Here is a 20,849-nt window from a genome sequence, read left to right as displayed (position 1 = left end):
ACTACGCTCCCAGGGGCGGGGAAGCGCGGTGCGCACCTTACGGGCGGCTCACACGATCGGGGGCGCCCCCTCGCGCGGGCGTCCGAGAAGGCCGGGGCGCCGCTGCCAGGGAAGCGGCCCGGCGGGCGGGCGGTAGCTCACGCCGAGCGCGTCCAGGCGCGCGTAATGTGCCTCCATGCGCCCCTGGAACGCCTCGAAGTCCCGTTCGGGAGACGGCGGCAGTGCCGACCAGACGACCTCGGCGAAGGCGGCGAGCCGGGGGAAGACCTGGTAGTCCACCCGCCTGCGGTCCTCCATCACCTCGGTCCAGACATTGGCCTGGGCGCCCAGCACCCGGTCCGCTCCTACGCCGGTGAGCTCCGGGGGAACCGGTTCGAAGCGGTAGACGTCCTCCAGGGTGCGGACGTAGCCGATCGGCACCGGCTCGTCCTCGCCCGGGGCCTGCCGGTGGTCGAAGTACACCTGCTGCTCGGGGCACATGACGACGTCGTGGCCGGCCCGCGCGGCGGCGATCCCGCCCGCGTAGCCGCGCCAGGAGGAGACCGCGGCGCCCTCGGGCAGCGGGGCGTCGGGCGCGCCGCCCTCGAGGATCTCGTCCCAGCCGATCAGCCGGCGGCCGCGCTCGGCGAGCCAGTGGCCGAAGTGGCGGATGAACCAGCTCTGGAGCTCGTCCTCGTCGGCCAGGCCCAGGGCGCGGATGCGCTCCTGGGCGGCCGGGGACGCCTTCCACTGGTCCTTGGGGCACTCGTCGCCGCCGATGTGGACGAAGGCGCCGGGGAACAGCTCCAGGACCTCTTCCAGCACGTGTTCGTAGAAGCGGAGCGTGTTGTCGGTGGGGGCGAGTACGTTCGGGTTGATGCCCCAGGTGGTCCAGACTCCGAGGGAGGCGGTGTCGATGACATCGGTGTTGCCCAGCTCCGGGTACGCGGCGATGGCGGCCTGCGAGTGTCCGGGGATGTCGATCTCGGGCACGACGGTGATATGCCGCTCGGCGGCGTAGGCGACGATCTCGCGGATGTCGTCCTGGGTGTAGTGGCCGCCGTGCGGCCGCTCGTCCCACAGCGGGGACGCCCGGTGGCCCAGCTTGGTGCGCTCGCGCCAGGCACCGACCTCGGTCAGCCTCGGGTAGCGGCGGATCTCGACGCGCCAGCCCTGGTCGTCGGTGAGATGGAAGTGGAACACATTGAGCTTGTGGGCGGCGAGCAGGTCCAGATAGGCCAGCACGCCGTCCTTGGGCATGAAGTGGCGGGCCACGTCCAGCATCAGCCCGCGCCAGGCGAACCGCGGCGCGTCCTCGACCGTCCGCTCCGCCAGCTCCCAGCCGGTCTCCGCGCCCCGGAACGGGGCGCGGCGGAAGGCGTCGGGGCCCAGCAGCTGACGGAGGGTCTGCGTGCCCCAGTGGACGCCCGCGGCCGTGCCGCCCGCGATCTCCACCCGGCCGTCGGCCACGGTGAGCCGGTAGCCCTCGGGCTCCAGCGCGGCGTCGATCCGCAGGCTGATGGTGTCGTCGCCGCCGGGCTCGCCGTCCGGCAGGGACAGGCCGAGCGCCTGGCCGAGGGTGGTGCGCAGCAGCCGCGCCACCCCCTCGGTACCGGGCCCGGCGGCCAGGGCGGTGCGCCGCGGGTGGATCCGCGCGCCCGCGCGGCCGGGACGGCTCTGGTCATGGCGGGGCGCGGGGATCAGCCCCGCGGCGTCGTGAGTCATCTGCTCCCCTGTCGGCGCATCGTCGGCTGTCGGCCCATCGTCAGCTCTTACGGTCCTCGTCAGTGCTCGTCAGTGCTCGTCAGTGCTCGTCGTCCCCGTCAGTCCTTCACCGCGCCGCCGAGCCCGGAGACCAGCCGGCGCTGGACGAGCACGAAGAAGATCAGCACCGGGATGGTCATGACGGTGGACGCCGCCATGATCCCTCCCCAGTCGTTCCCCTCGTCCTTGAAGAAGACCAGCAGCGCCATCGGAAGGGTGGAGTTCTCGGTCGCGCTGATGATGAAGGACTTGGCGAAGAGGAAGTCGTTCCAGGCGGAGATGAAGGAGAAGACGCTCGTCGCCACGAGTCCGGGGAAGACGAGGGGGAAGAGGATCTGCCACAGGAAGCGGGAGCGGCTGGCCCCGTCCAGATAGGCCGCCTCCTCCAGCGCCTCGGGCACCGCCTTGACGAAGCCGCGCAGCATCCAGATGGCGAACGGCAGCGAGAAGGCGATGTGCGGCAGGATCAGCGACCCCAGGGTGTTGAGCCCCACTCCCGGCACCGACTCCCCCAGATCGCGCATCAGGAAGAACATGGGGATGGTCAGCGCCTCGATCGGCACCATCTGGGCGACCAGGAACATGATCAGCAGTGTGGTGCGGAACCGGAACGTGAAGCGGGCGACCGCGGTGGCCGCCAGGAAGGCGATCAGCGCCGAGGCGACCACCACCACCCCGGCCACGAACAGGCTGTTGAGGAAGTAGCGCCCGAAGTCCTCCTGCTGGAAGACGCGCCGGAAGGAGTCCAGCGACGGGGACCCCGTCCACGGCCGGGGCTCGGTGGACTGGATCTCCCCCTCCGGCTTGAAGGCCGAGAGCACCATCCAGTACAGCGGGAAGGCCACCACGGCGGCCACGACCAGGGCGGTGGCCTCGGCGGCGAAGCGCCAGGGACGGCGGATGCGCAGCGAGACGCGCGAGTGGCTCACAGTTCTTCTCCCTGGCGTCGCAGCAGCCGCAGATACACCAGCGTGACGGCCAGCAGGATCAGCAGCATCACCACGCCGATCGCCGAACCCAGGCTGTACTGCGAGGACGCGAACGCCTTCTGGTACGCGTACACATTGAGCACCATGTTCTGGCCGGCGATCCCGCCGCCGTTCGTCATCACGTAGATCTGCGTGAAGACCTTGAAGTCCCAGATGATGGACTGGATGGTCACCACGACGAGGATCGGCCGCAGCATCGGCGCCATGATCGTGCGCCAGATCCGCCAGGTGGAGGCGCCGTCCAGGGCGGCGGCCTCCAGCACCTCGGTGGGGATGGCCCGGATGCCCGCGTAGACGGTGACCATCACGAACGGGAACGAACACCACACGACCTCGAACAGCACCAGGGCGAAGGCGCTGTAGCGGTCGTAGGTCCAGGAGTAGTCCTCGAAACCGGAGAGGCCGAACCACACCAGGACCTTGTTCACCGGTCCGAAGTCGGGGTCGAAGAGGAAGACCCAGACCGTCGAGCCGGTGATCGCCGGGGTGGCCCAGGCGCCGAGCGCGGCCAGCATCAGCGCCAGCCGCGGAATCGCCCGTACGCGCGTCAGCAGCACCGCCAGCGCACAGCCGACCGCGAGGGTGGACACCACGCAGACGGCGGCGAAGAGCAGGGTGGCGACGGCGACGTTCCAGAACTCGCTGTCGCCGAACAGCTCGGCGTAGTTGGCGAACCCCTGGAAGGTGGTCGGTTCACCGCCGCTGACCTGCGCCTGGGTGTACTCCAGGAAGGAGATCAGACCGAGCTGGTAGATGGGGTAGACGAGCAGCCCGCCCAGAACGACGAGCGCCGGGGCGAGATAGAGCCAGGGGGTCCAGGTGCCGCGCCGGGGGCCCTTCCCGGATCGGCGCCCGGCCGGGACGGTGGACCCCGGCCGGGAACGGCGGCCCTTGGCGGGGGCTCGCCGGGCGTGCTGTGCGGTGCCGGCGCTCACTGCTCGAATGCCTCGTCCATCTTCTTCGCGGCGTCCTGGGTGGCGGCGGGCACGCTCTTACGGCCGCTGACGATCTCCTGGAACATGGTCGGCAGGACGAGCTGCGCGTCGATGGCCGCCCAGCCGGGCGAGGCGGGCACGAACTTGGCGCTGTCGTTGAGGGTCTTCACGAAGGGCTTGACGAAGGCGTCCTTGTGGGCGACCTCGCCGCGCACATCGGTGAAGGTGGGCAGGAAGCCCATGGCGTCGTAGAGCTCGCGCTGGGTCTTCTTCCCGGCGAGCGTCTTGAGCAGGTCCACCGCGATCGTGCGGTGCGAGGTGCTCTTGAGCACCCCGAGGTTGTTCCCGCCCGCGAAGGCCGGTGCGATGTCGCCCTTCTTCACGCCCGGCAGCGGCACGACCTTGTACTTGCCCTTGGCCTTGCCCGCCTCGATGGCCTGGCGGCTGAAGTCGCCGCCGATCGCCATGGCCGCCTTGCCCGAGGCGAACGCCTCTACGGTGTCGTTGCCGCCCCACTGTGCGCACTTGGCGGCCGGGCAGTTGTCGTTGCCGAAGAGCGAGGTGTACGCCTTCACGCCCTTCTGGGCGTCGGCGCTGTCGATGGCCGCCTCGTACTCGTTGGAGCCGAACTTGCCCTTCTCGTCGGCGAGGTCGCCGCCGTTGGCCCAGATGAAGGGCATCGCGCCGTAGGTGTAGGCGCCACCGACCGCGAGACCGTACAGATCCGGCCGCTCCGAGCGGATCTTCTTCGCGGTCGCAATCAACTCGTCCTGGGTGGTCGGCGGCTCCAGGTCGAGCTCCTTGAAGACGTCCGTCCGGTAGTACAGCGCCCGTACGCCGACGAAGAGCGGGGCGCCGTAGACCTTGCCGCCGATGGTCAGCGAGTACTTCGCGGTGGGGTCGATATTGGTCGAGTCGCCCCAGGCGCCGATCTCCTTGCTGACGTCCAGCAGCCCGCCGTCCTTGACGTAGCCGGCGGTGTCGGTGTTGCCGAACTCGATGACGTCGGGAGCGCTCTTGGGGTCGTTGAAAGCCGCCTTGATCTTCTGCGCCCGGGTGTCGACGGGGATGTAGGTCACCTCGACGTCGGTTCCGTCGTGCTCCTTCTCGAAGCCCTCGACCGCCGCGTCGATCACCTTCTTCTTGGGCGCGTTATTGACCTCCTGGAAGAGCCAGACACGCAGTTTGCCGCTCTTCTCGTCCTCCTTGGAGCTGTTGTCGGAGGTGGAGGGTGCACATCCGGTCATGGCCAGCCCCGCCAGGGCGAGTGCCACCACGGGCACGGTGACGCGGGAGGACAGCCGGGAAACAGCGAGATGGGACGACTTCATAAGGACCCTTAAACATTTGGCGTTGCATGTAATGCAACGCATGTTTCGCTCAGCACAATATGCGTGAGGCTAGGGAACCTTGAGCGACCCCACAAGAGGTCTGAACCACTTCGTGATACAGCGAGCCGAACCACTCCGCGACAAAAGGGAATTCGCGCTAGCGACGAGACAACTCCTCGCCCGGATAGGCGGGTTCAACATACGGCACGGCCTCTACCCGCGCACCCGCTTCCGCCAGCCGCTCGACCACCCGGTCCCAGTCCGGCCAGGTCTTCCGGAACCGCTCCAGAACGCGGTCGCTGGCCACCAGCACCACCTCGGCGCCCGGGTCCTCGGCCCATTCCAGGAGCCTGGGAAGGGTCGGCTGGGCGACCGACATCACGCAGCCGCCGGAGAGCCGGTAGCCCCGCTCGGCGGCCAGCCGCTCGCACCGCTCCAGCTGGGCGTCCCAGTCCTTCTCGAACTGGCAGTAGGCGCTGGCGCCTTCCGCTTCGGGCTCGTCGACCTCACGCGCCCCGAACACCAGATAGGCGGCCCGCGCCGCCCCGTTCTCCGTACGCCCGCTCATGGGCCGACCCTACTGGGGCCGTCGGGCGCGCGGCAGGGCGCACAAGGCACGGCACGCCCGGCCCGCGACCCCGTCTCGGGGTCGCGGGCCGGGCGTGCCGTCTGTTCGCGCGGGGCTTCTCGTCAGCGCCCAGGGCCGACGGACCGGCTACTTCTTGCCGTCGCCGTCCTTGCCCTTGTCGCCGCCGGCGCCCATGCCCTCGAAGATCTCCTTGCACATGGGACAGACCGGGTACTTCTTCGGGTCACGACCCGGGACCCAGACCTTGCCGCAGAGTGCGACGACGGGAGATCCGGAGAGGGCACTCTCCATGATCTTGTCTTTCTGTACATAGTGGGCATAGCGCTCGTGGTCGCCGTCACCGTGCGACACCTGCGGTGTCGGCTCAACGAGGGTCCCCGTGCCTGCCCCGCGCTCGGGCTCAAGAGTGCTCATACAGCCCTAGGGTACTCATGCCTAGTTGAGAGAAGGGTCGTCCGGATACGTGGCGACCATGGCCAGCTCACTGCGCTGGCGGCGCAGCACCGACCGCCACAGCCGCTCGGGGGCGGGCGAGGACACATCGCCCGGCTCGGACTCCACCACGTACCACGCGCCCTCGGCGAGCTCGTCCTCCAGCTGACCGGGCCCCCAGCCCGCGTAACCGGCGAAGATGCGCAACGAGCCCACGGCCGCCGCCAGCAGCTCCGGCGGCGCCTCCAGGTCCACCAGGCCGATGGCGCCGTGCACTCTGCGCCAACCGAGTGGCCCGTCCTCACTGCGCGCCGAGGACCGGCCCGACTCGCCCGGTACGACGGCCACGCCCAGCGCCGAGTCCAGCGAAACCGGACCGCCCTGGAAGACCACCCCCGGCTCCCCGGCCAGCGAGGCCCACGACTCCAGGATGTCGCTCACCCCCACCGGGGTCGGGCGATTCAGGACCACGCCGAGCGAGCCCTCCTCATCATGGTCGAGGAGAAGCACCACCGCACGGTCGAAATTCGGGTCAGCAAGCGCCGGTGTCGCGACAAGCAGCCGTCCTGTGAGCGAGGACACCTCGGTCATGGCCACATGATCCCCCATATCCGGGCCGGAGGGGGAGTGGAAGTCGAGTCCCGTATGAGAGCAGGTCGGGGCGCAAGACAGCAGATGCGGCGCACGTGACTGTGGGCCTTTCGACCGGAACGGAACGTGTTGTGTCGCCTACGGGGTGACGCAAAGGGTGCAAGAGCCTTACGGAGGCGGTCTCCGGGGCTATTACTCTTGCCCTTTGGCCCCTGTGCCTTTTGGCCCTTGCCCGTCTCAGGAACGCGAGACCAGATGACCCGCTCGAACGATGTCCTGCTCGTCCATGGCGGCACCCCGCTCGAAGGCGAGATCCGTGTCCGCGGCGCGAAGAACCTCGTGCCGAAGGCCATGGTGGCCGCCCTGCTCGGCAGTGCGCCCAGCAGGCTGCGCAACGTCCCAGACATCCGCGATGTGCGGGTGGTGCGCGGGCTGCTCCAGCTGCACGGTGTGACGGTGCGCCCCGGTGACGAGTCCGGTGAGCTGGTGCTCGATCCCACGCACGTGGAGAGCGCCAATGTCGCCGACATCGACGCACACGCAGGTTCCTCGCGGATCCCGATCCTCTTCTGCGGCCCGCTGCTGCACCGCCTCGGCCACGCCTTCATCCCGGGCCTGGGCGGCTGTGACATCGGCGGACGGCCGATCGACTTCCACTTCGACGTTCTGCGCCAGTTCGGGGCGACGATCGAGAAGCGGGCGGACGGCCAGTACCTGGAGGCCCCGCACCGGCTGCGCGGCACCAAGATCCGGCTGCCGTACCCATCGGTGGGCTCCACCGAGCAGGTGCTGCTGACGGCGGTGCTCGCCGAGGGTGTGACGGAACTCTCCAACGCGGCGGTCGAGCCGGAGATCGAGGACCTCATCTGCGTGTTGCAGAAGATGGGCGCCATCATCTCCATGGACACCGACCGCACGATCCGGATCACCGGTGTCGACCAGCTCGGCGGCTACAACCACCGCGCCCTCCCGGACCGCCTGGAGGCCGCCTCCTGGGCCAGCGCGGCGCTGGCCACCGAGGGCAGCATCTACGTGCGCGGCGCCCGCCAGCGCGAGATGATGACCTTCCTGAACACCTACCGCAAGGTCGGCGGCGCCTTCGACATCGGCGACGAGGGCATACGGTTCTGGCACCCGGGCGGCAAACTCAACGCGATCGCCCTGGAGACCGACGTCCACCCCGGCTTCCAGACCGACTGGCAGCAGCCGCTGGTGGTGGCCCTGACCCAGGCGTCCGGCCTGTCCATCGTCCACGAGACGGTCTACGAGTCCCGGCTGGGCTTCACCTCGGCGCTCAACCAGATGGGCGCGCACATCCAGCTCTACCGCGAATGCCTGGGCGGCTCGGCGTGCCGGTTCGGCCAGCGCAACTTCCTGCACTCCGCGGTCGTCTCGGGCCCCACCAAGCTCCAGGGCTCCGACCTGGTCATCCCCGACCTCCGCGGCGGCTTCTCCTACCTGATTGCGGCCCTGGCCGCCCAGGGCACCTCGCGGGTCCACGGCATCGACCTGATCAACCGCGGCTACGAGAACTTCATGGAGAAGCTCGTGGAGCTCGGCGCGAAGGTCGAGCTCCCGGGCGGCGGCAACGCCGTGTAGGGGCTCCGTGGGGGCCGCACGGAGGCTCCGTGGGGCCTCGAAGGGCCTCGTAGAGGCTCGTAGGCGGGCCTCAGGGCCCGTAGGAGCGCCAAAGGGGCGGCCACCCTGCCGGGTGGCCGCCCCTCTCGTTCGCGGGGGCTTACTTGCCCTTGGCGGCTTCCTTGAGCTTGGAGCCCGCGGAGACCTTCACGCTGTAGCCGGCCGGGATCTCGATCGGCTCACCGGTCTGCGGGTTGCGCGCGGTGCGAGCGGCACGGTGGGTGCGCTCGAAGGTCAGGAAGCCGGGGATGGTGACCTTCTCGTCGCCCTTCGCGACGACCTCACCAGTCACCTCGGCGAGGGCGGCCAGCACGGCGTCGGCGTCCTTTCGGGTCACCTCGGCGCGCTCGGACAGAGCGGCCACCAGCTCACTGCGGTTCATGTTGTACTCCCGTGTTCATCTTGCCAATGAGGCGTGAGATCGAAGCCGATGCTGCCAGGGCCCTCGGACAGTCCCCGGACCCGGGTCTGCTGTTCAGACCCTCGCGCCCGGAACGCATCCTGCCCCCACCTGTGGCGGGAATGCCAATCCGGAGCCCTGGAGAGTCACACGAAAAGCGCCGTGGCGGTCGTTTTCCTGCCCGCCACCCTATGGCCGCTTCCGGGACCCCGGAGCGCGCGACGCGCCGTACCCCGCCTAGACCGCAGTGGTACCGGTCACAGCGCGGGCCGCGTCCCGCACGGCCCCGGCGACCGCCCCCGCGACCTTGTCGTTGAAGACGCTCGGAATGATGTAGTTGGCATTGAGCTCGTCGTCATGGACGACATCGGCGAGCGCACCGGCAGCAGCCAGCATCATCTCGGTGTTCACCGTACGCGACTGCGCGTCCAGCAAACCACGGAAAACGCCCGGGAACACCAGGACATTGTTGATCTGGTTCGGGAAATCCGAGCGTCCGGTGGCGACCACGGCCGCGGTCTGGCGGGCGATCGCCGGGTCCACCTCGGGGTCCGGATTGGCCAGTGCGAAGACGATCGCGCCGTCCGCCATGGCGGCCACGTCGTCGCCGGAGAGCACGTTCGGGGCCGAGACGCCGATGAAGACGTCCGCGCCCCGCACGGCCTCGCGCAGGGTGCCCGTGACGCCCTCCGGGTTGGTGTTGTCCGCGATCCAGCGCAGCGGGGACTCCGGGTCGGCGGAGACCAGGTCCTCGCGTCCGGCGTGCACCACACCGTGGATGTCGGCCACCACCGCGTGCCGCACACCCGCGGCGATCAGCAGCCGCAGGATGGCCGTGCCGGCGGCGCCCGCGCCGGACATGACGACCCTCACGTCCTCGACCTTCTTGTCGACCACCCGCAGCGCGTTGGTGAGGGCCGCCAGCACCACGATCGCGGTGCCGTGCTGGTCGTCGTGGAAGACCGGGATGTCCACGGCCTCGCGCAGCCGCGCCTCGATCTCGAAGCAGCGGGGGGCGGAGATGTCCTCCAGGTTGATCCCCGCGAAGCCGGGAGCGATGGCCTTCACGATCGCGACGATCTCGTCGGTGTCCTGGGTGTCCAGGCAGAGCGGCCAGGCGTCGATGCCCGCGAACCGCTTGAAGAGGGCCGCCTTGCCCTCCATGACCGGCAGGGCCGCCTTGGGGCCGATGTTGCCGAGGCCCAGCACCGCGGAGCCGTCGGTGACGACCGCCACACTGTTGCGCTTGATGGTGAGACGGCGGGCGTCCTCGGGGTTGTCCGCGATGGCCTGGCAGACCCGGGCCACGCCCGGGGTGTAGACCATGGAGAGGTCGTCACGGTTGCGGATGGGGTGTTTGGACGACATCTCGATCTTGCCGCCGAGGTGCATCAGGAACGTACGGTCGGAGACCTTGCCGAGCGAGACACCCTCGATGCCCCGCAGCTTCTCCACGATCTCCTGGGCGTGCGCGGTCGAGGTCGCGGCGATGGTCACGTCGATACGGAGCTTCTCGTGGCCGGACGCGGTCACATCGAGGCCCGTTACCGAGCCACCGGAGGACTCCACGGCCGTGGTCAGCTGGCTGACCGCGGTACCGCTCGCGGGCACCTCCAGCCGGACCGTCATCGAGTACGAGACGCTGGGCGCCGTTGCCATGGCCTGCTTCCTCTGCTTTCCCTTGTTCATGCTGTCGGGGCCGCGGGATACCGGGCCACGTCCTCAGATGGTTACACCTACCTCTGGGTACGGGGTAACCCGGCCCGACTTTCGGACATATTGTTCTGACATAGCAGAGTGGGGTCAGGCGAGTGGAAAGCCCCACTCCTTCGCGGGAACGCCTGGCGAGGCGGGCCGTCCGCCGCAGCCGCCGCCCTAGGCTCTGGCGCGCTACAGCGTCGTAAGGACGTCGAGGAAGAGACAACGAGGAGCGCGGGCATGGCTCAGGGCACCGTGAAGTGGTTCAACGCCGAGAAGGGCTACGGCTTCATCGCCCAGGAGGACGGCGGACCGGATGTCTTCGTCCACTACAGCTCGATCGACGGCAGCGGCTACCGCAGCCTGGTCGACGAGCAGCGGGTCGAATTCCAGATCGTGCAGGGCCGCAAGGGCCCCCAAGCGGAAGAGGTCCGCGTCCTGGGCGGCTGACGCCGCCGGGCGCGGACCCCTCACGGAAGAAAGATGAAAGGTGGCACCGACCCGCCATGCTCGCCTCGCGGCAAGTGGTCGCTCGAAGCGACGAAGGTTGGGCCCGGGGGCTTGGATCGAGCCGGTGCCACATCAAGGCTAACAAACAGGCCCGGGAAGGGATTCCCCTCCCGGGGGTGGATTTTGGAGCGTCCCGGAACGCCGGGCACTTGGGTCTTCCGGCAGGGGGCACCTCCCAGCGGTGGCTGGGGGGGGGAACCGAGCCTCAGAAAGGGCCTCAGAAAGGGTCAGTCCCGCAGCAGGTCCGGGACGGCGTCGCCGTCCGGCTCGTCGCGGTCGCCCGAGACGACCGTCAGTCGCTGGGTGGCGCGGGTGAGCGCCACGTACAGCACCCGGAGCCCCGCCGGGGACTCGTCGGCGATCTCGGCGGGCGAGACCACGACCGTCGCGTCGTACTCCAGTCCCTTCGCCTCCAGGCTGCCCAGCGCCACCACCCGGTCGCCCAGGCCCGCCAGCCACTGACGGGCCTGGGCGCGCCGGTTCATCGCGACGACGACGCCGACGGTGCCGTCCACCTCGTCCAGCAGCCGGACCGCCTCGCGGCGCGCGGCCGCGCCGAGGCCGCCGTCCGCGCCCGGTACGAAGCGCGGCGCCACGCCCGTGGAGCGGACCGCCTCGGGGGCGGGGGTGCCGGGCATGGCGAGGGTGAGGACCTTGGTGGCCAGCTCGGCGATCTCCGCCGGGTTGCGGTAGTTGACGGTGAGGGTGAAGCGGCGGCGCGGGCGGCTGCCGAGCGCCTCGTCCCGGGCCTGCCCCGCCTCGTCCGGGTCGGACCAGGAGCTCTGCGCGGGGTCGCCGACGACCGTCCAGGTGGCGTGGCGGCCCCGCCGTCCGACCATCCGCCACTGCATCGGGGTGAGGTCCTGCGCCTCGTCGACGATCACGTGGGCGTAGTCGGCGCGCTCCCGCTCGGCCCGCTCGGCGCGGCTGCGGCGGGGGCTGACCCGGTCGGCGTACGTGGTCAGCTCGTCCAGACCGGTGAGCTGGTCCAGCGGATCGGCCTCGCGGGGGGCGGCGGGGCGGGCGGGGGTGCCCAGCAGGGTGGTCAGCTCGTCCAGCAGCGCCACGTCGTGGACGGACAGCGGGCCCTGCCCGTCCGGGCCGAGCCGGGCCAGCGAGCGGGCCACCTGACGGACCTCGCGGGGGTTGAGCACCCGCCGTGACCAGCGGTTCAGCCGCTTCTCATCGGCCATGGCGGCGAGGACGGAGCGGGGGGTGAGCTCGGGCCACCAGTCGTCGAGGAACTCCTGGAAGGAGTCCTCGGAGGAGATGTCCTCGTCGAAGCCCTCCCGCGCCTCGGCGGCCAGCTCGGGGTCGGTGTACCGCCCGGGGGCGCCGGAGCGGGTCCACAGCGCGTCCAGGAGCAGCCGGCGGGCGCGGGGGCGCAGCAGATTGACGGGCGCGGTGCCGCCCAGCACGTGTCCGCGGATGGTGCGCAGCTCTTCGGCGCCCAGCTCGATCCGGGCGCCGAAGGCGACCACGCGCAGCCGCTCGGGCGGACCGCCGGGTCTGGACCCGGAGCCCGCGCCGGGTCTGCCGCCGCCGGCGTCCAGCGCGCCGTCCAGCGCCCCGTCCAGCGTCAGCTGGCCGTTGTCGGAGGACGGCGGGGCCGAGGACACGGCCGATGACGTGGCCGGCCCGGCACCGGCTCCGCGCGGCAGCTCGAGCGCGCCGCGGGCGGCCTTGCGCAGCACCTTCACCATCCGGGACGAGCCCTTGACGCGGGCCACGGCCGGGGTGTCGTACGTGGTGGCCTCGGCGCCCTCCACCAGCGAGCCCACCGCCCGGATGGCCACCTGGCCCTCCTCGCCCAGCGAGGGCAGCACGCCCTCGGTGTAGGCGACCAGCAGCGGGGTGGGGCTGACCACGAGGATGCCCCCCGCGTACCGCCGCCGGTCCTGGTAGAGGAGGTACGCCGCGCGGTGCAGCGCGACCGCCGTCTTCCCCGTGCCGGGGCCGCCCTCGACCTCGGTGATGGAGGCGGCGGGGGCGCGGATCACCTGGTCCTGCTCGGCCTGGATGGACGCCACGATGTCGCGCATGGTGTGGCCGCGGGCCTGGCCGAGCGCGGCCATCAGCGCGCCGTCGCCGACCACCGGCAGCGCCCCGCCGTCGAGGGTGGCGCTGAGCTCCGGGCGCAGCAGGTCGTCCTCGACGCCGAGCACCCGGCGGCCCTTGCTGCGGATCACCCGGCGGCGGACGACCCGGCCGGGGGCGACCGGGGTGGAGCGGTAGAAGGGCGCGGCGGCGGGCGCCCGCCAGTCGATCACCAGCGGGGCGTAGTCGGCGTCCAGGACGCCGATGCGGCCGATGTGCAACGTTTCGGCGATCTCCGCGCGGTCGCCGTCCGGGCCGGTGCGGATGGCGTCGTCGGCCGGCTCCACGGAGGTGTAGGCGCCGTCCGGGCCGCGTTGGCCGTCCTTGCCCGGCAGCAGATCGATGCGGCCGAAGAGGAAGTCCTCGAACTCGCTGTTCAGCCGGTTGAGATGCACACCGGCCCGGAAGACCTGGGCGTCCCGTTCGGCGAGCGCGCCGGGCGTGCCGACCTGACCGCGCTTGGCGGCGTCGTCCATGAGGAACTCCGCCTCGTGGATCTTTTCCGCGAGGCGGTGGTACACCCGGTCCAGATGCGCCTGCTCGATCCGGATCTCGCTGTCCCGGACCCCGTCACCGCGGTCCCCCCGCGGTGCCGTCCGGTCGTCATGCGTGGCGTTCTGCGCGGCCACCCAGGCCCCCTTCTGTGTTCTTAAGGGCAGCCGTCAACCGTACACCTGAAGGGGAGGGGGTTTCTCAGAGCCTGACCTGGGCCAGGCGCTGGCCGTCCAGGGTGCGGACCTCGAACCGCTCGATGTCGTTCGTGTTCATGGCGGCGCCGCCCTGGGCGTAGAGCGGCTCCTTGCTCCAGCGGGAGCCGTCCCCGTCCTTGACGCCGTAGCCCGAGGTGGGCACGGCCCAGGTGGTGATGGTCTCCTCGTGGCCGTCCTTGCCGATGGCGACCAGGTCGCAGGTGCGCGGCCCCTTGAGGTTGCCCAGCTTGAGGGCGACGGAGGTGCCCCACCCCTTCTGCTGGAGCGAGACGGAGGCGTCCACCTTGGTGACGGGGTCGACCGCGCTGAACTTCTGGCCCTGGTCGTACACCTGCTTGGAGGAGGAGGCCGCCACCTGGCCCTTGCCCCCGTCGTCGTCGGAGCTCGCGGTGATGGCCGCTCCCGCGAGCGGGCCGCCGACGATGAGGACGGCGGCCGCGGCGACGAGGAAGAGCCGCCTTCTGCCGGAGGCTTTTCGGCTCACCGCGACGTCGTCCATCAGCCGGTCGAGCAGCTCGGGCCCCGGGCGGGCGGTGACCACCGCCGGATCCGGGAGCGCGGTGCCGTCGGCGGCGGTGGCGTACTCGGCCAGCAGCGGCGGGAGGCCCATCAGCTCGTCGAGCTCGGCGGCGCACCGCTCGCACCCGATGAGGTGGTCCTCGAAGCGCGCCGCGTCGGCGGGGTCGAGCACCCCGAGCGCATAGGCGCCGACCGCGGTGTGCTGCTGGTCGTCCGCTGCCGGCATCATGCCGTGACCCCCCGTTCCTCGAGCGAAAGCTTCAGGGAGCGCAGCGCGTAGAAGACCCGGGACCTCACTGTCCCGGCGGGAACGCCCAGCACTTCGGCCGCCTCACTCACCGTCCGTCCCTTGAAGTATGTCTCGACGAGCGCCGCTCTATGTGCATCGGTGAGGTCATTCAGCGCGTCAGAAATGGTCATCTGGCGCAATGCGCGGTCGATGTCGTCCGCGGCGGGCATCACATGGAGCGGCGCCGCGTCCACTTCGTGGGGACGTGCGCGGCGTTGACGGTGGCCGTCGATGACGATGCGGCGGGCCACGGTCACCAGCCAGGGCCGTACCGATCCTCCGGAGCGCCGCAGTTGGTCGGCGTTGCGCCAGGCGCGCAGGAGGGTCTCCTGGACCACGTCCTCGGCGCGGTGCCGGTCGCCCGCGACCAGGCGCAGGACGAAGGCGAGAAGCGGGCCTGCGTGCTCCGCGTAGAGCGCGCGCATGAGCGCGTCGTCCGGTGTCGTCCTCTCGGTCACGAGGGCATCTTTGCGTACGCAAGCCGCCGGGTCGAGGGGGGTACGGGCTGGAAACGCTCGGCGTTCATCGACCGCCGTGTGATGTACATCCCATTCCCGGGCTGAACATCTCCCGCTGTGCGGTGCGTACTTGAGTCCGAGTAAGGCCGACGCCGGGCGGGCGCCGGCCACCAGGAAGGGCTCCCTCCCCAAATCCGCCCCGCAGGCCCCGGTCCCCCCATCCGGGGCCTGCGTCATGTCCGGGTCATGACTGAATATCGCTCATGCTTTGCTGATGCTCGGGTTTACGCGACGGCGGTGACGGGCAACTCGCTCGCGGTTTCCGCACACTTCGCTGGAGCACCAGCGGCGTCGGCGGCCGCGCGAGGTGTCGAGGTAGACCAGCGAGCAGGTCTCCCCCGCACAGCGCCGCAACTGCCCGCGCGCCACCGGGTCGGTGAGCAGCTGCACCGCGTCCCGGGCGATCTGGGAGAGCAGAGCGCCGCAGTCCGGCTTCCCCGCGAGGGCGCTCACCAAGGCGCCGTCGGGGGTCCGTACGGCGCGCAGGGCGGGCGGGGCGGTGGCGGCCAGCGCGTTCATCCGCTCCAGATCGGCGGCCGCGGCATGGCCCTCGACCTCGGTGTGGACGATGCGGTGCAGCAGGTCGCGGGCGGCCCGGAAGCGGACGAGCCAGCGGTGGTCCACGGCCTCGAGCGAGGTGCCGCCGGGCACCAGCCCGGCGCCCAGCAGCCACGCCCTGAGGGGCTCCACCCCGCCGAGCCGTTCGACGGGCGCCTCGCTGAGCCGACCGCCGACCGTGGCCACCAGGTCCAGGCAGATCCGCCCCGAGTCGAACCGCAGGTCGTAGGCCGACGCCGACGCCATGTTCCCGTCACCCCTTCGGGGAAGGCCCGATCCGGTCACCCCTCAGAGTGCCCGCCCCGCGTATGACCCGTAACCCCTCGAACCCAGCCCCTCCGGCAACCCAGCCCCTCCGGCAACCCAGCCCCTCCGGCGTTTGAGGAGCGGGGTCCGGGGCGGAGCCCCGGCGGGGCCCGGGGCGGAGCCCCGCCGACAGAACAGCTACTCGCCCGCGTACTTCGTGTCGGCAGACGGATCGAGCGCCAGCCGATACCCCCGCTTGACCACCGTCTGGATCAGCTTCGGCGAGCCGAGAGCCGTCCGCAGCCGAGCCATCGCCGTCTCCACCGCGTGCTCATCACGCCCCGCCCCCGGCAACGACCGCAGCAGCTCCGACCGCGCCACGACCCAGCCGGGCCGCCGGGCCAGGGCCCGCAGCAGCGCCATCCCGGCGGGCGGCACCGTACGCAGCTCCCCGTCCACGACCACCGCGTGGCCACGGATCTCCAGCCGCCGCCCGGCGACCGGCAACGGCCGCACCCGCCCCGGAAGTTCCGCGGTCAGCAGCTGCACAAGCGGCCCGAGCCGGAACCGTTCGGGCTGGGAGGTGGGAATGTCATGGGCCTCCAGCGGCAGCGCGGTGACCGGCCCGACACACGCGGGCAGCACATCATGGCGGAGCGCGTCCAGCAGCTCCTCGCGCATCCCGCGCCGCTCCGCCCGGTCCAGCAGGCTCGCGGCGGCGGGCGCGCTGGTGAAGGTGACGGCGTCCAGCGCCCGGGCCACCGTCGCGTCCAGCAGCCGGTCCACCGGCCCGATGTCCTCCGGTGGCATCCAGCGGTACACCGGCACCCCGACCACCTCCGCTCCCCCGGCCCGCAGCGACTCGACGAAGCCGGGCAGCGGCTCACCGTGCAGCTGGACGGCGATGCGGTGCCCCTCGACGCCCTCCTCCAGCAGCCGCTCGAGCACCTCGGCCATCGACTCGGAGGCCGGGTACCACTCCTCGGTCAGCCCGGCGGCCCGGATCGCCCCGCGCACCTTGGGCCCGCGGGCCAGCAGCCGCACCTCGCGCAGCCGGTCGAGCAGGGCGTCGCCCAGGCCCCAGCCGTCGGCGGCCTCGACCCAGCCGCGGAAGCCGATGGCGGTGGTGGCGACCACGACATCGGGTGCGCTGTCGATCAACTGCTTGGTGGCGGCGAGGAGTTCGGAGTCGTCGGCCAGCGGCACGATCCGCAGCGCGGGCGCGTACATCACCTCCGCGCCGCGGCGCCGCAGCAGGGCGCCGAGCTCATCCGCGCGGCGCGCGGCGGTGACCCCCACGGTGAATCCGGCGAGAGGGCCGACGGGCACCTCGTCGCCCTCGGCTCCGGTCTGTTCTCGGTGCATGGCTCTCGTCCCGATCTCCCGATCTCCCGATTCACTCGTGTATGGGCGCCTTCGGTTCCGCATCCTGTCGCCGTCCCGTGTCGGTGGCGGTTCACGGAGGTTTCCCAGGCGTAACGGACTGGACGGCCGAGGGCTTCCCCGGCCGACCGTACGCCCCGAACCGCCGGGACGTCCGGAGCCCCTCGGGGCGCCCGGAGCCCCTCGGGGCGCCGGGAGCCCCATGGCCGCCGGAGCCCCATGGGCGCCCCGCTCAGACGTCCGCGTAGGCGGGTTGCCGCTCCGACCGCGGATCGTGCGCACCCGCCTGCGCGGCGGACACCGTCGCCGGGCGGCGGGCGCCACGGAGGTATACGGCCCAGGTGACCGCGGAGCACACCGCGTAGAACCCGAGGAAGGAGACGAAGGCGGGGGTCCCGGAGTGGGCGCTCGCGAACGACTCCCGGAAGGCGAGGTTGATCCCGAGCCCACCGAGCGCGCCGACCGCCCCGATCAGCCCCATCGCCGCGCCCGACAGCCGCCGCCCGTAGGCCGCGGCCTCCTCGCCGGTCAGGCCGCGGGCCACGGCCTTCGCCTGGAAGATGCCGGGGATCATCTTGAAGGTGGAGCCGTTGCCGAGCCCGCTGAGGGCGAAGAGGGCGATGAAGCCGACGAGGAAGACGGCCAGCGACTTCTGCGCGGAGGCGTAGACGACCACGACAGTCGCGGCGGCCATGGCGGCGAAAGTCCACAGCGTGATCCTCGCGCCGCCGTGGGCGTCGGCGAGCCGGCCGCCGACGGGACGGACGAGCGAGCCGAGCAGCGGGCCGATGAAGGTGAGCGAGGCGGCCTGGAGCGGGGTGCGGTCGAACTGGTTCTGGAGCACGAGGCCGAAGGCGAAGCTGTAGCCGATGAACGACCCGAAGGTGCCGATGTAGAGCAGCGACATGATCCAGGTGTGGGCGTCCCGCGCCGCCTCCTTGGCCGCCCCGGCGTCGTTGCGCACCGGCGCCAGGTTGTCCATGAACATCGCCGAGAGCGCCGCCGCGACGACGATCAGCGGGATGTAGACGGCGAGCACGAGCCGCGGCTGGGCCGCCCCGGCGGTGCCGATCACCAGCAGCCCGATCAGCTGGATCACGGGCACGCCGATGTTGCCGCCGCCCGCGTTGAGGCCGAGCGCCCAGCCCTTCCTGCGCAGCGGGTAGAAGGAGTTGATGTTGGTCATGGACGAGGCGAAGTTGCCGCCCCCGACCCCGGTGAGCGCCGCGACCACCATGAACGTGGTGTACGAGGTCCCGGGCTCCATCACCACGGCGGCGGTGATCGCGGGCACGAGCAGCATCCCCGCACTGACGATCGTCCAGTTGCGCCCGCCGAACCGCGCGACGGCGAAGGTGTACGGCACCCGCAGCACCCCGCCCACCAGGGTGGGCATCGCGACCAGGAAGAACTTCCCGGCCGGGTCGACGCCGTACTCCGGCCCCATGAACAGCACCATCACCGACCACAGGCTCCAGATGGAGAACCCGATGTGCTCGGAGAGGATGGAGAAGACCAGGTTCCGGGCGGCGATCCGTTCGCCCTTCTCCCTCCAGAACCTCTCGTCCTCCGGGTCCCACTGCTCGATCCAGCGGCCCCCTTTGCGCGTGGCGGTGGTGGTCGGGGCAGTCATCACGCCTCCACAGTTCTCGGTGTCGCCACAGACGGTAGGGACGGCGGATTTCCGGGCTGTGGCGGCAGGTGACGCGGACGAAACCTTGCTCTCACCAGGGGGGCCGGGTGGCGGTGAGGGGATGCCCGGGGCTCCGTCACGCGGTCTCATGCGGTGGAGTCATGGCCATCGCGTACCCGACGTGCGGTATCGCCCGGTACCGTACGCGGTGCACCGCCCGCCCCGCCCCGCCGGAGGATCGCATGAGCAGCCAGCCGGATCATTCGCACGTGCCCGTCACCCCGCAGCCGCCGATGACGCGGGACGCCTTGCGGGAAGCGGTCAAGCGGCTCGACCTCACGCGCATCGCCGAGTTCGACCGTGAGCTGGGTGAGGCGTTCGACCGCGCCGTGCAGACCGCTTCGACCACGCCGATGCGGCTGTTCCTGGAGAAGTGGGCGACCGTCGTCGCGATCGAACGCCACCCCGGCAGGTTCCACGCCATGCGCGAGGCGGAGCGCGTCACCGGCGATCCGCAGGCCACGGAAGAGGAGTTCCAGGCTGCGCAACGGACCATCGCCCGCATTCTCCGCGAGGCGTCCGCCGAGACCGGGGCCGCCGGGTGAACACACGCGGCGAAGGCGTCGAGGACACCGCCGGCTGGGCCTGGGAGTACAACCCCGACGCCGAGTGGGTAGTCGGCGGCATGAAGGACACGGACCGGTGCGCGGTCGAGGTGATCGGCAGCGCTCTGGCCGATCTCGCGGCCCAAGGGCTCGGCCCGGACGGTCTCCTCGATGACGACCCCGAACCCCATCGTCTGCGCACGTACAGCGTCGAGACGATGCTCGTCTGGTATCAGGTGATTCCGCATCGCAAGCGCGTCTACGTCAACCGCGTCAATCTCTGAACATCGCGCCCGCCTCAGGACGCGGCAGCCACGCACCCGGTGGCCGGTGGAGCCAGCCGGACGTCGTGGCGAGCGCGCGGGCCGCCGCGTGGAGGGCGTCCAGGCCGGGGTGGACGAGGCCCTTGCGCCACACGATGGAGACCGGTGAGAGCGGAACGGGCTCGGCGAGGGGCCGCAGCACCGCGCCGGGCAGGTGGGTGAACACCTCGCTGGCCAGCACCGACCAGCGGCGCTTGGTCACCACCCGGATGAACTCCTCGTCCCCGTCGATCTCCGGGAACGGTTCCGCCATCGCGATCCCGCGCCCCGCGAAGAGCTGGGCGGCCAGATCCGTCCACTCGGTGGTGGTGTCGTTGCCCGCCGCCGCGTACAGGGTCTCGCCCGCGAGTGCGGCCAGCGGGATCTCCTCGAGCCGGGCCAGCGGGTGGTCCTCGCGCAGCACCACGGCGATGCGCTCATAGCGAATCAGCCGGTGGTCCAGCCGGGCGAGCACGGCGGGGTCGAGGCCGCGGGCCCGGCCGAAGGAGACGTCGAGGCGTCCGGCGAGGAGTTCGGCGGCGGCCCCGGCCAGCCCGCTGTGGAAGCGGGCCACCAGCTCGGTCTCGGGGCCGATACGGCGCCGCGCCTCCGCCAGCACCTGGCTTCCGGTGGTCACCGGGGCGCTCACGTCCACCAGCAGCGGACGGCGCTCGGCCCCGCTGAAGGCCGCCGCCAGATCGTCCTGGGCCTGGAGCACCCGCCGGGCGTGCGGCAGCAGCCGTTCGCCCGCGGCAGTGAGGGCGACCTGGCGGGTGGTACGGACGAACAGCTCCGCGCCCAACTCCCGCTCCAGGCGCCGGATGTCGCGGCTGAGTGCCTGCTGGGCGACGTAGAGGCGGGCGGCGGCGCGGGTGAAGTGCAGCTCGTCGGCGACGGCGGTGAAGGCGCGCAGCAGGCGCGGTTCGATGTCCCGGTTCACCCGCACATGGTGGCCGACACGGCCCCCGATCCCCACCCGCCCAAGCATTGACAACAGAGATGCGTGAATGGCCCCCGATCAGGTGTTGGACCGCCCCCGGCCGGGCCCGGGACCGTAGTGACGTGATCCTCTTCCTCGCCTCCCGCCCCGTCGTCCCCCGCCCCTCCCGCCCCGGCACCACCCCACCACGCCG

Annotated in this window: 20 protein-coding genes; 4 read left to right on the top strand and 16 right to left on the bottom strand. The window is 71.2% G+C overall.

Annotated features, from left to right (window positions below):
• Positions 1-48: 48 nt before the first annotated feature.
• From ABD329_RS16150 to ABD329_RS16120, 7 genes are all read right to left on the bottom strand, one after another.
• On the bottom strand, positions 49-1,704 hold the full coding sequence (locus ABD329_RS16150; RefSeq protein WP_198278544.1) for a beta-N-acetylhexosaminidase: 1,656 nt from the start codon (positions 1,702-1,704) through the stop codon (positions 49-51).
• Between the two features lie 98 nt (positions 1,705-1,802).
• Complete coding sequence (locus tag ABD329_RS16145; RefSeq protein ID WP_198278545.1) at positions 1,803-2,672, bottom strand: carbohydrate ABC transporter permease; 870 nt, start codon at positions 2,670-2,672, stop codon at positions 1,803-1,805.
• On the bottom strand, positions 2,669-3,667 hold the full coding sequence (locus ABD329_RS16140) for a carbohydrate ABC transporter permease (RefSeq protein WP_198278546.1): 999 nt from the start codon (positions 3,665-3,667) through the stop codon (positions 2,669-2,671). Before ABD329_RS16140 ends, ABD329_RS16145 begins: the two co-directional genes overlap by 4 nt.
• Complete coding sequence (locus ABD329_RS16135; protein WP_198278547.1) at positions 3,664-4,998, bottom strand: extracellular solute-binding protein; 1,335 nt, start codon at positions 4,996-4,998, stop codon at positions 3,664-3,666. The genes ABD329_RS16140 and ABD329_RS16135 overlap by 4 nt, the downstream gene beginning before the upstream one ends.
• A gap of 157 nt (positions 4,999-5,155) precedes the next feature.
• Positions 5,156-5,566, bottom strand: a complete 411-nt coding sequence (locus tag ABD329_RS16130) for a recombinase family protein (protein ID WP_198278548.1) — start codon at positions 5,564-5,566, stop codon at positions 5,156-5,158.
• A 147-nt stretch (positions 5,567-5,713) separates the two neighbouring features.
• Complete coding sequence (locus ABD329_RS16125; RefSeq protein ID WP_075200572.1) at positions 5,714-6,001, bottom strand: DUF3039 domain-containing protein; 288 nt, start codon at positions 5,999-6,001, stop codon at positions 5,714-5,716.
• A gap of 21 nt (positions 6,002-6,022) precedes the next feature.
• Positions 6,023-6,610, bottom strand: coding sequence for a YqgE/AlgH family protein (locus ABD329_RS16120; protein WP_044581864.1), 588 nt, complete (start codon positions 6,608-6,610; stop codon positions 6,023-6,025).
• A gap of 255 nt (positions 6,611-6,865) precedes the next feature.
• Here ABD329_RS16120 and murA point away from each other — a divergent pair, with 255 nt between their 5' ends.
• On the top strand, positions 6,866-8,209 hold the full coding sequence (gene murA / locus ABD329_RS16115; RefSeq protein WP_037954796.1) for a UDP-N-acetylglucosamine 1-carboxyvinyltransferase: 1,344 nt from the start codon (positions 6,866-6,868) through the stop codon (positions 8,207-8,209).
• A gap of 139 nt (positions 8,210-8,348) precedes the next feature.
• Here the strand turns inward: murA and ABD329_RS16110 are convergent, their stop codons facing one another.
• Positions 8,349-8,630, bottom strand: coding sequence for an HU family DNA-binding protein (locus ABD329_RS16110; protein WP_009717479.1), 282 nt, complete (start codon positions 8,628-8,630; stop codon positions 8,349-8,351).
• Positions 8,631-8,885: 255 nt separating this feature from the next.
• On the bottom strand, positions 8,886-10,307 hold the full coding sequence (locus ABD329_RS16105; RefSeq protein ID WP_198278549.1) for an NAD-dependent malic enzyme: 1,422 nt from the start codon (positions 10,305-10,307) through the stop codon (positions 8,886-8,888).
• Between the two features lie 279 nt (positions 10,308-10,586).
• On the opposite strand from ABD329_RS16105, the gene ABD329_RS16100 reads away from it, so the two are divergent.
• On the top strand, positions 10,587-10,796 hold the full coding sequence (locus ABD329_RS16100; RefSeq protein WP_020870916.1) for a cold-shock protein: 210 nt from the start codon (positions 10,587-10,589) through the stop codon (positions 10,794-10,796).
• A 287-nt stretch (positions 10,797-11,083) separates the two neighbouring features.
• On the opposite strand, the gene ABD329_RS16095 is transcribed toward ABD329_RS16100, so the two are convergent.
• From ABD329_RS16095 to ABD329_RS16070, 6 genes are all read right to left on the bottom strand, one after another.
• A complete protein-coding gene (locus ABD329_RS16095) occupies positions 11,084-13,582 on the bottom strand; it encodes a HelD family protein (protein WP_425574344.1) in 2,499 nt (832 codons plus the stop codon).
• Positions 13,583-13,646: 64 nt separating this feature from the next.
• On the bottom strand, positions 13,647-14,411 hold the full coding sequence (locus ABD329_RS16090) for an anti-sigma factor family protein (RefSeq protein ID WP_198281820.1): 765 nt from the start codon (positions 14,409-14,411) through the stop codon (positions 13,647-13,649).
• Positions 14,408-14,929, bottom strand: a complete 522-nt coding sequence (locus tag ABD329_RS16085; RefSeq protein ID WP_020870913.1) for a sigma-70 family RNA polymerase sigma factor — start codon at positions 14,927-14,929, stop codon at positions 14,408-14,410. Before ABD329_RS16085 ends, ABD329_RS16090 begins: the two co-directional genes overlap by 4 nt.
• A 261-nt stretch (positions 14,930-15,190) precedes the next feature.
• On the bottom strand, positions 15,191-15,793 hold the full coding sequence (locus ABD329_RS16080) for a CGNR zinc finger domain-containing protein (RefSeq protein WP_344316528.1): 603 nt from the start codon (positions 15,791-15,793) through the stop codon (positions 15,191-15,193).
• 198 nt (positions 15,794-15,991) lie between these two features.
• Positions 15,992-17,158: a uroporphyrinogen-III synthase gene (locus tag ABD329_RS16075; RefSeq protein ID WP_198280521.1), complete on the bottom strand. Its 1,167-nt coding sequence runs from the start codon at positions 17,156-17,158 to the stop codon at positions 15,992-15,994.
• Between the two features lie 250 nt (positions 17,159-17,408).
• Positions 17,409-18,809 carry a nitrate/nitrite transporter gene (locus tag ABD329_RS16070; RefSeq protein WP_198280522.1) on the bottom strand — a complete coding sequence of 467 codons (1,401 nt, stop codon included), beginning with the start codon at positions 18,807-18,809 and terminating at the stop codon, positions 17,409-17,411.
• Between the two features lie 242 nt (positions 18,810-19,051).
• On the opposite strand from ABD329_RS16070, the gene ABD329_RS16065 reads away from it, so the two are divergent.
• Together ABD329_RS16065 and ABD329_RS16060 are read left to right on the top strand one after the other, a co-directional pair.
• A complete protein-coding gene (locus ABD329_RS16065; RefSeq protein WP_198280523.1) occupies positions 19,052-19,414 on the top strand; it encodes a DUF6247 family protein in 363 nt (120 codons plus the stop codon).
• Positions 19,411-19,698, top strand: a complete 288-nt coding sequence (locus ABD329_RS16060; RefSeq protein ID WP_198280524.1) for a hypothetical protein — start codon at positions 19,411-19,413, stop codon at positions 19,696-19,698. The genes ABD329_RS16065 and ABD329_RS16060 overlap by 4 nt, the downstream gene beginning before the upstream one ends.
• Here ABD329_RS16060 and ABD329_RS16055 read toward each other — a convergent pair.
• Positions 19,688-20,656 (bottom strand): LysR family transcriptional regulator, encoded by a 969-nt coding sequence (locus ABD329_RS16055; RefSeq protein WP_309142884.1) that lies wholly within the window; start codon positions 20,654-20,656, stop codon positions 19,688-19,690. The genes ABD329_RS16060 and ABD329_RS16055 overlap by 11 nt on opposite strands.
• Between the last annotated feature and the right edge of the window lie 193 nt (positions 20,657-20,849).

Source organism: Streptomyces javensis, from assembly GCF_039525925.1.
In the GTDB taxonomy this organism is placed as follows: domain Bacteria; phylum Actinomycetota; class Actinomycetes; order Streptomycetales; family Streptomycetaceae; genus Streptomyces; species Streptomyces asiaticus.
This window is presented reverse-complemented; position numbering and strand designations above follow the sequence as displayed.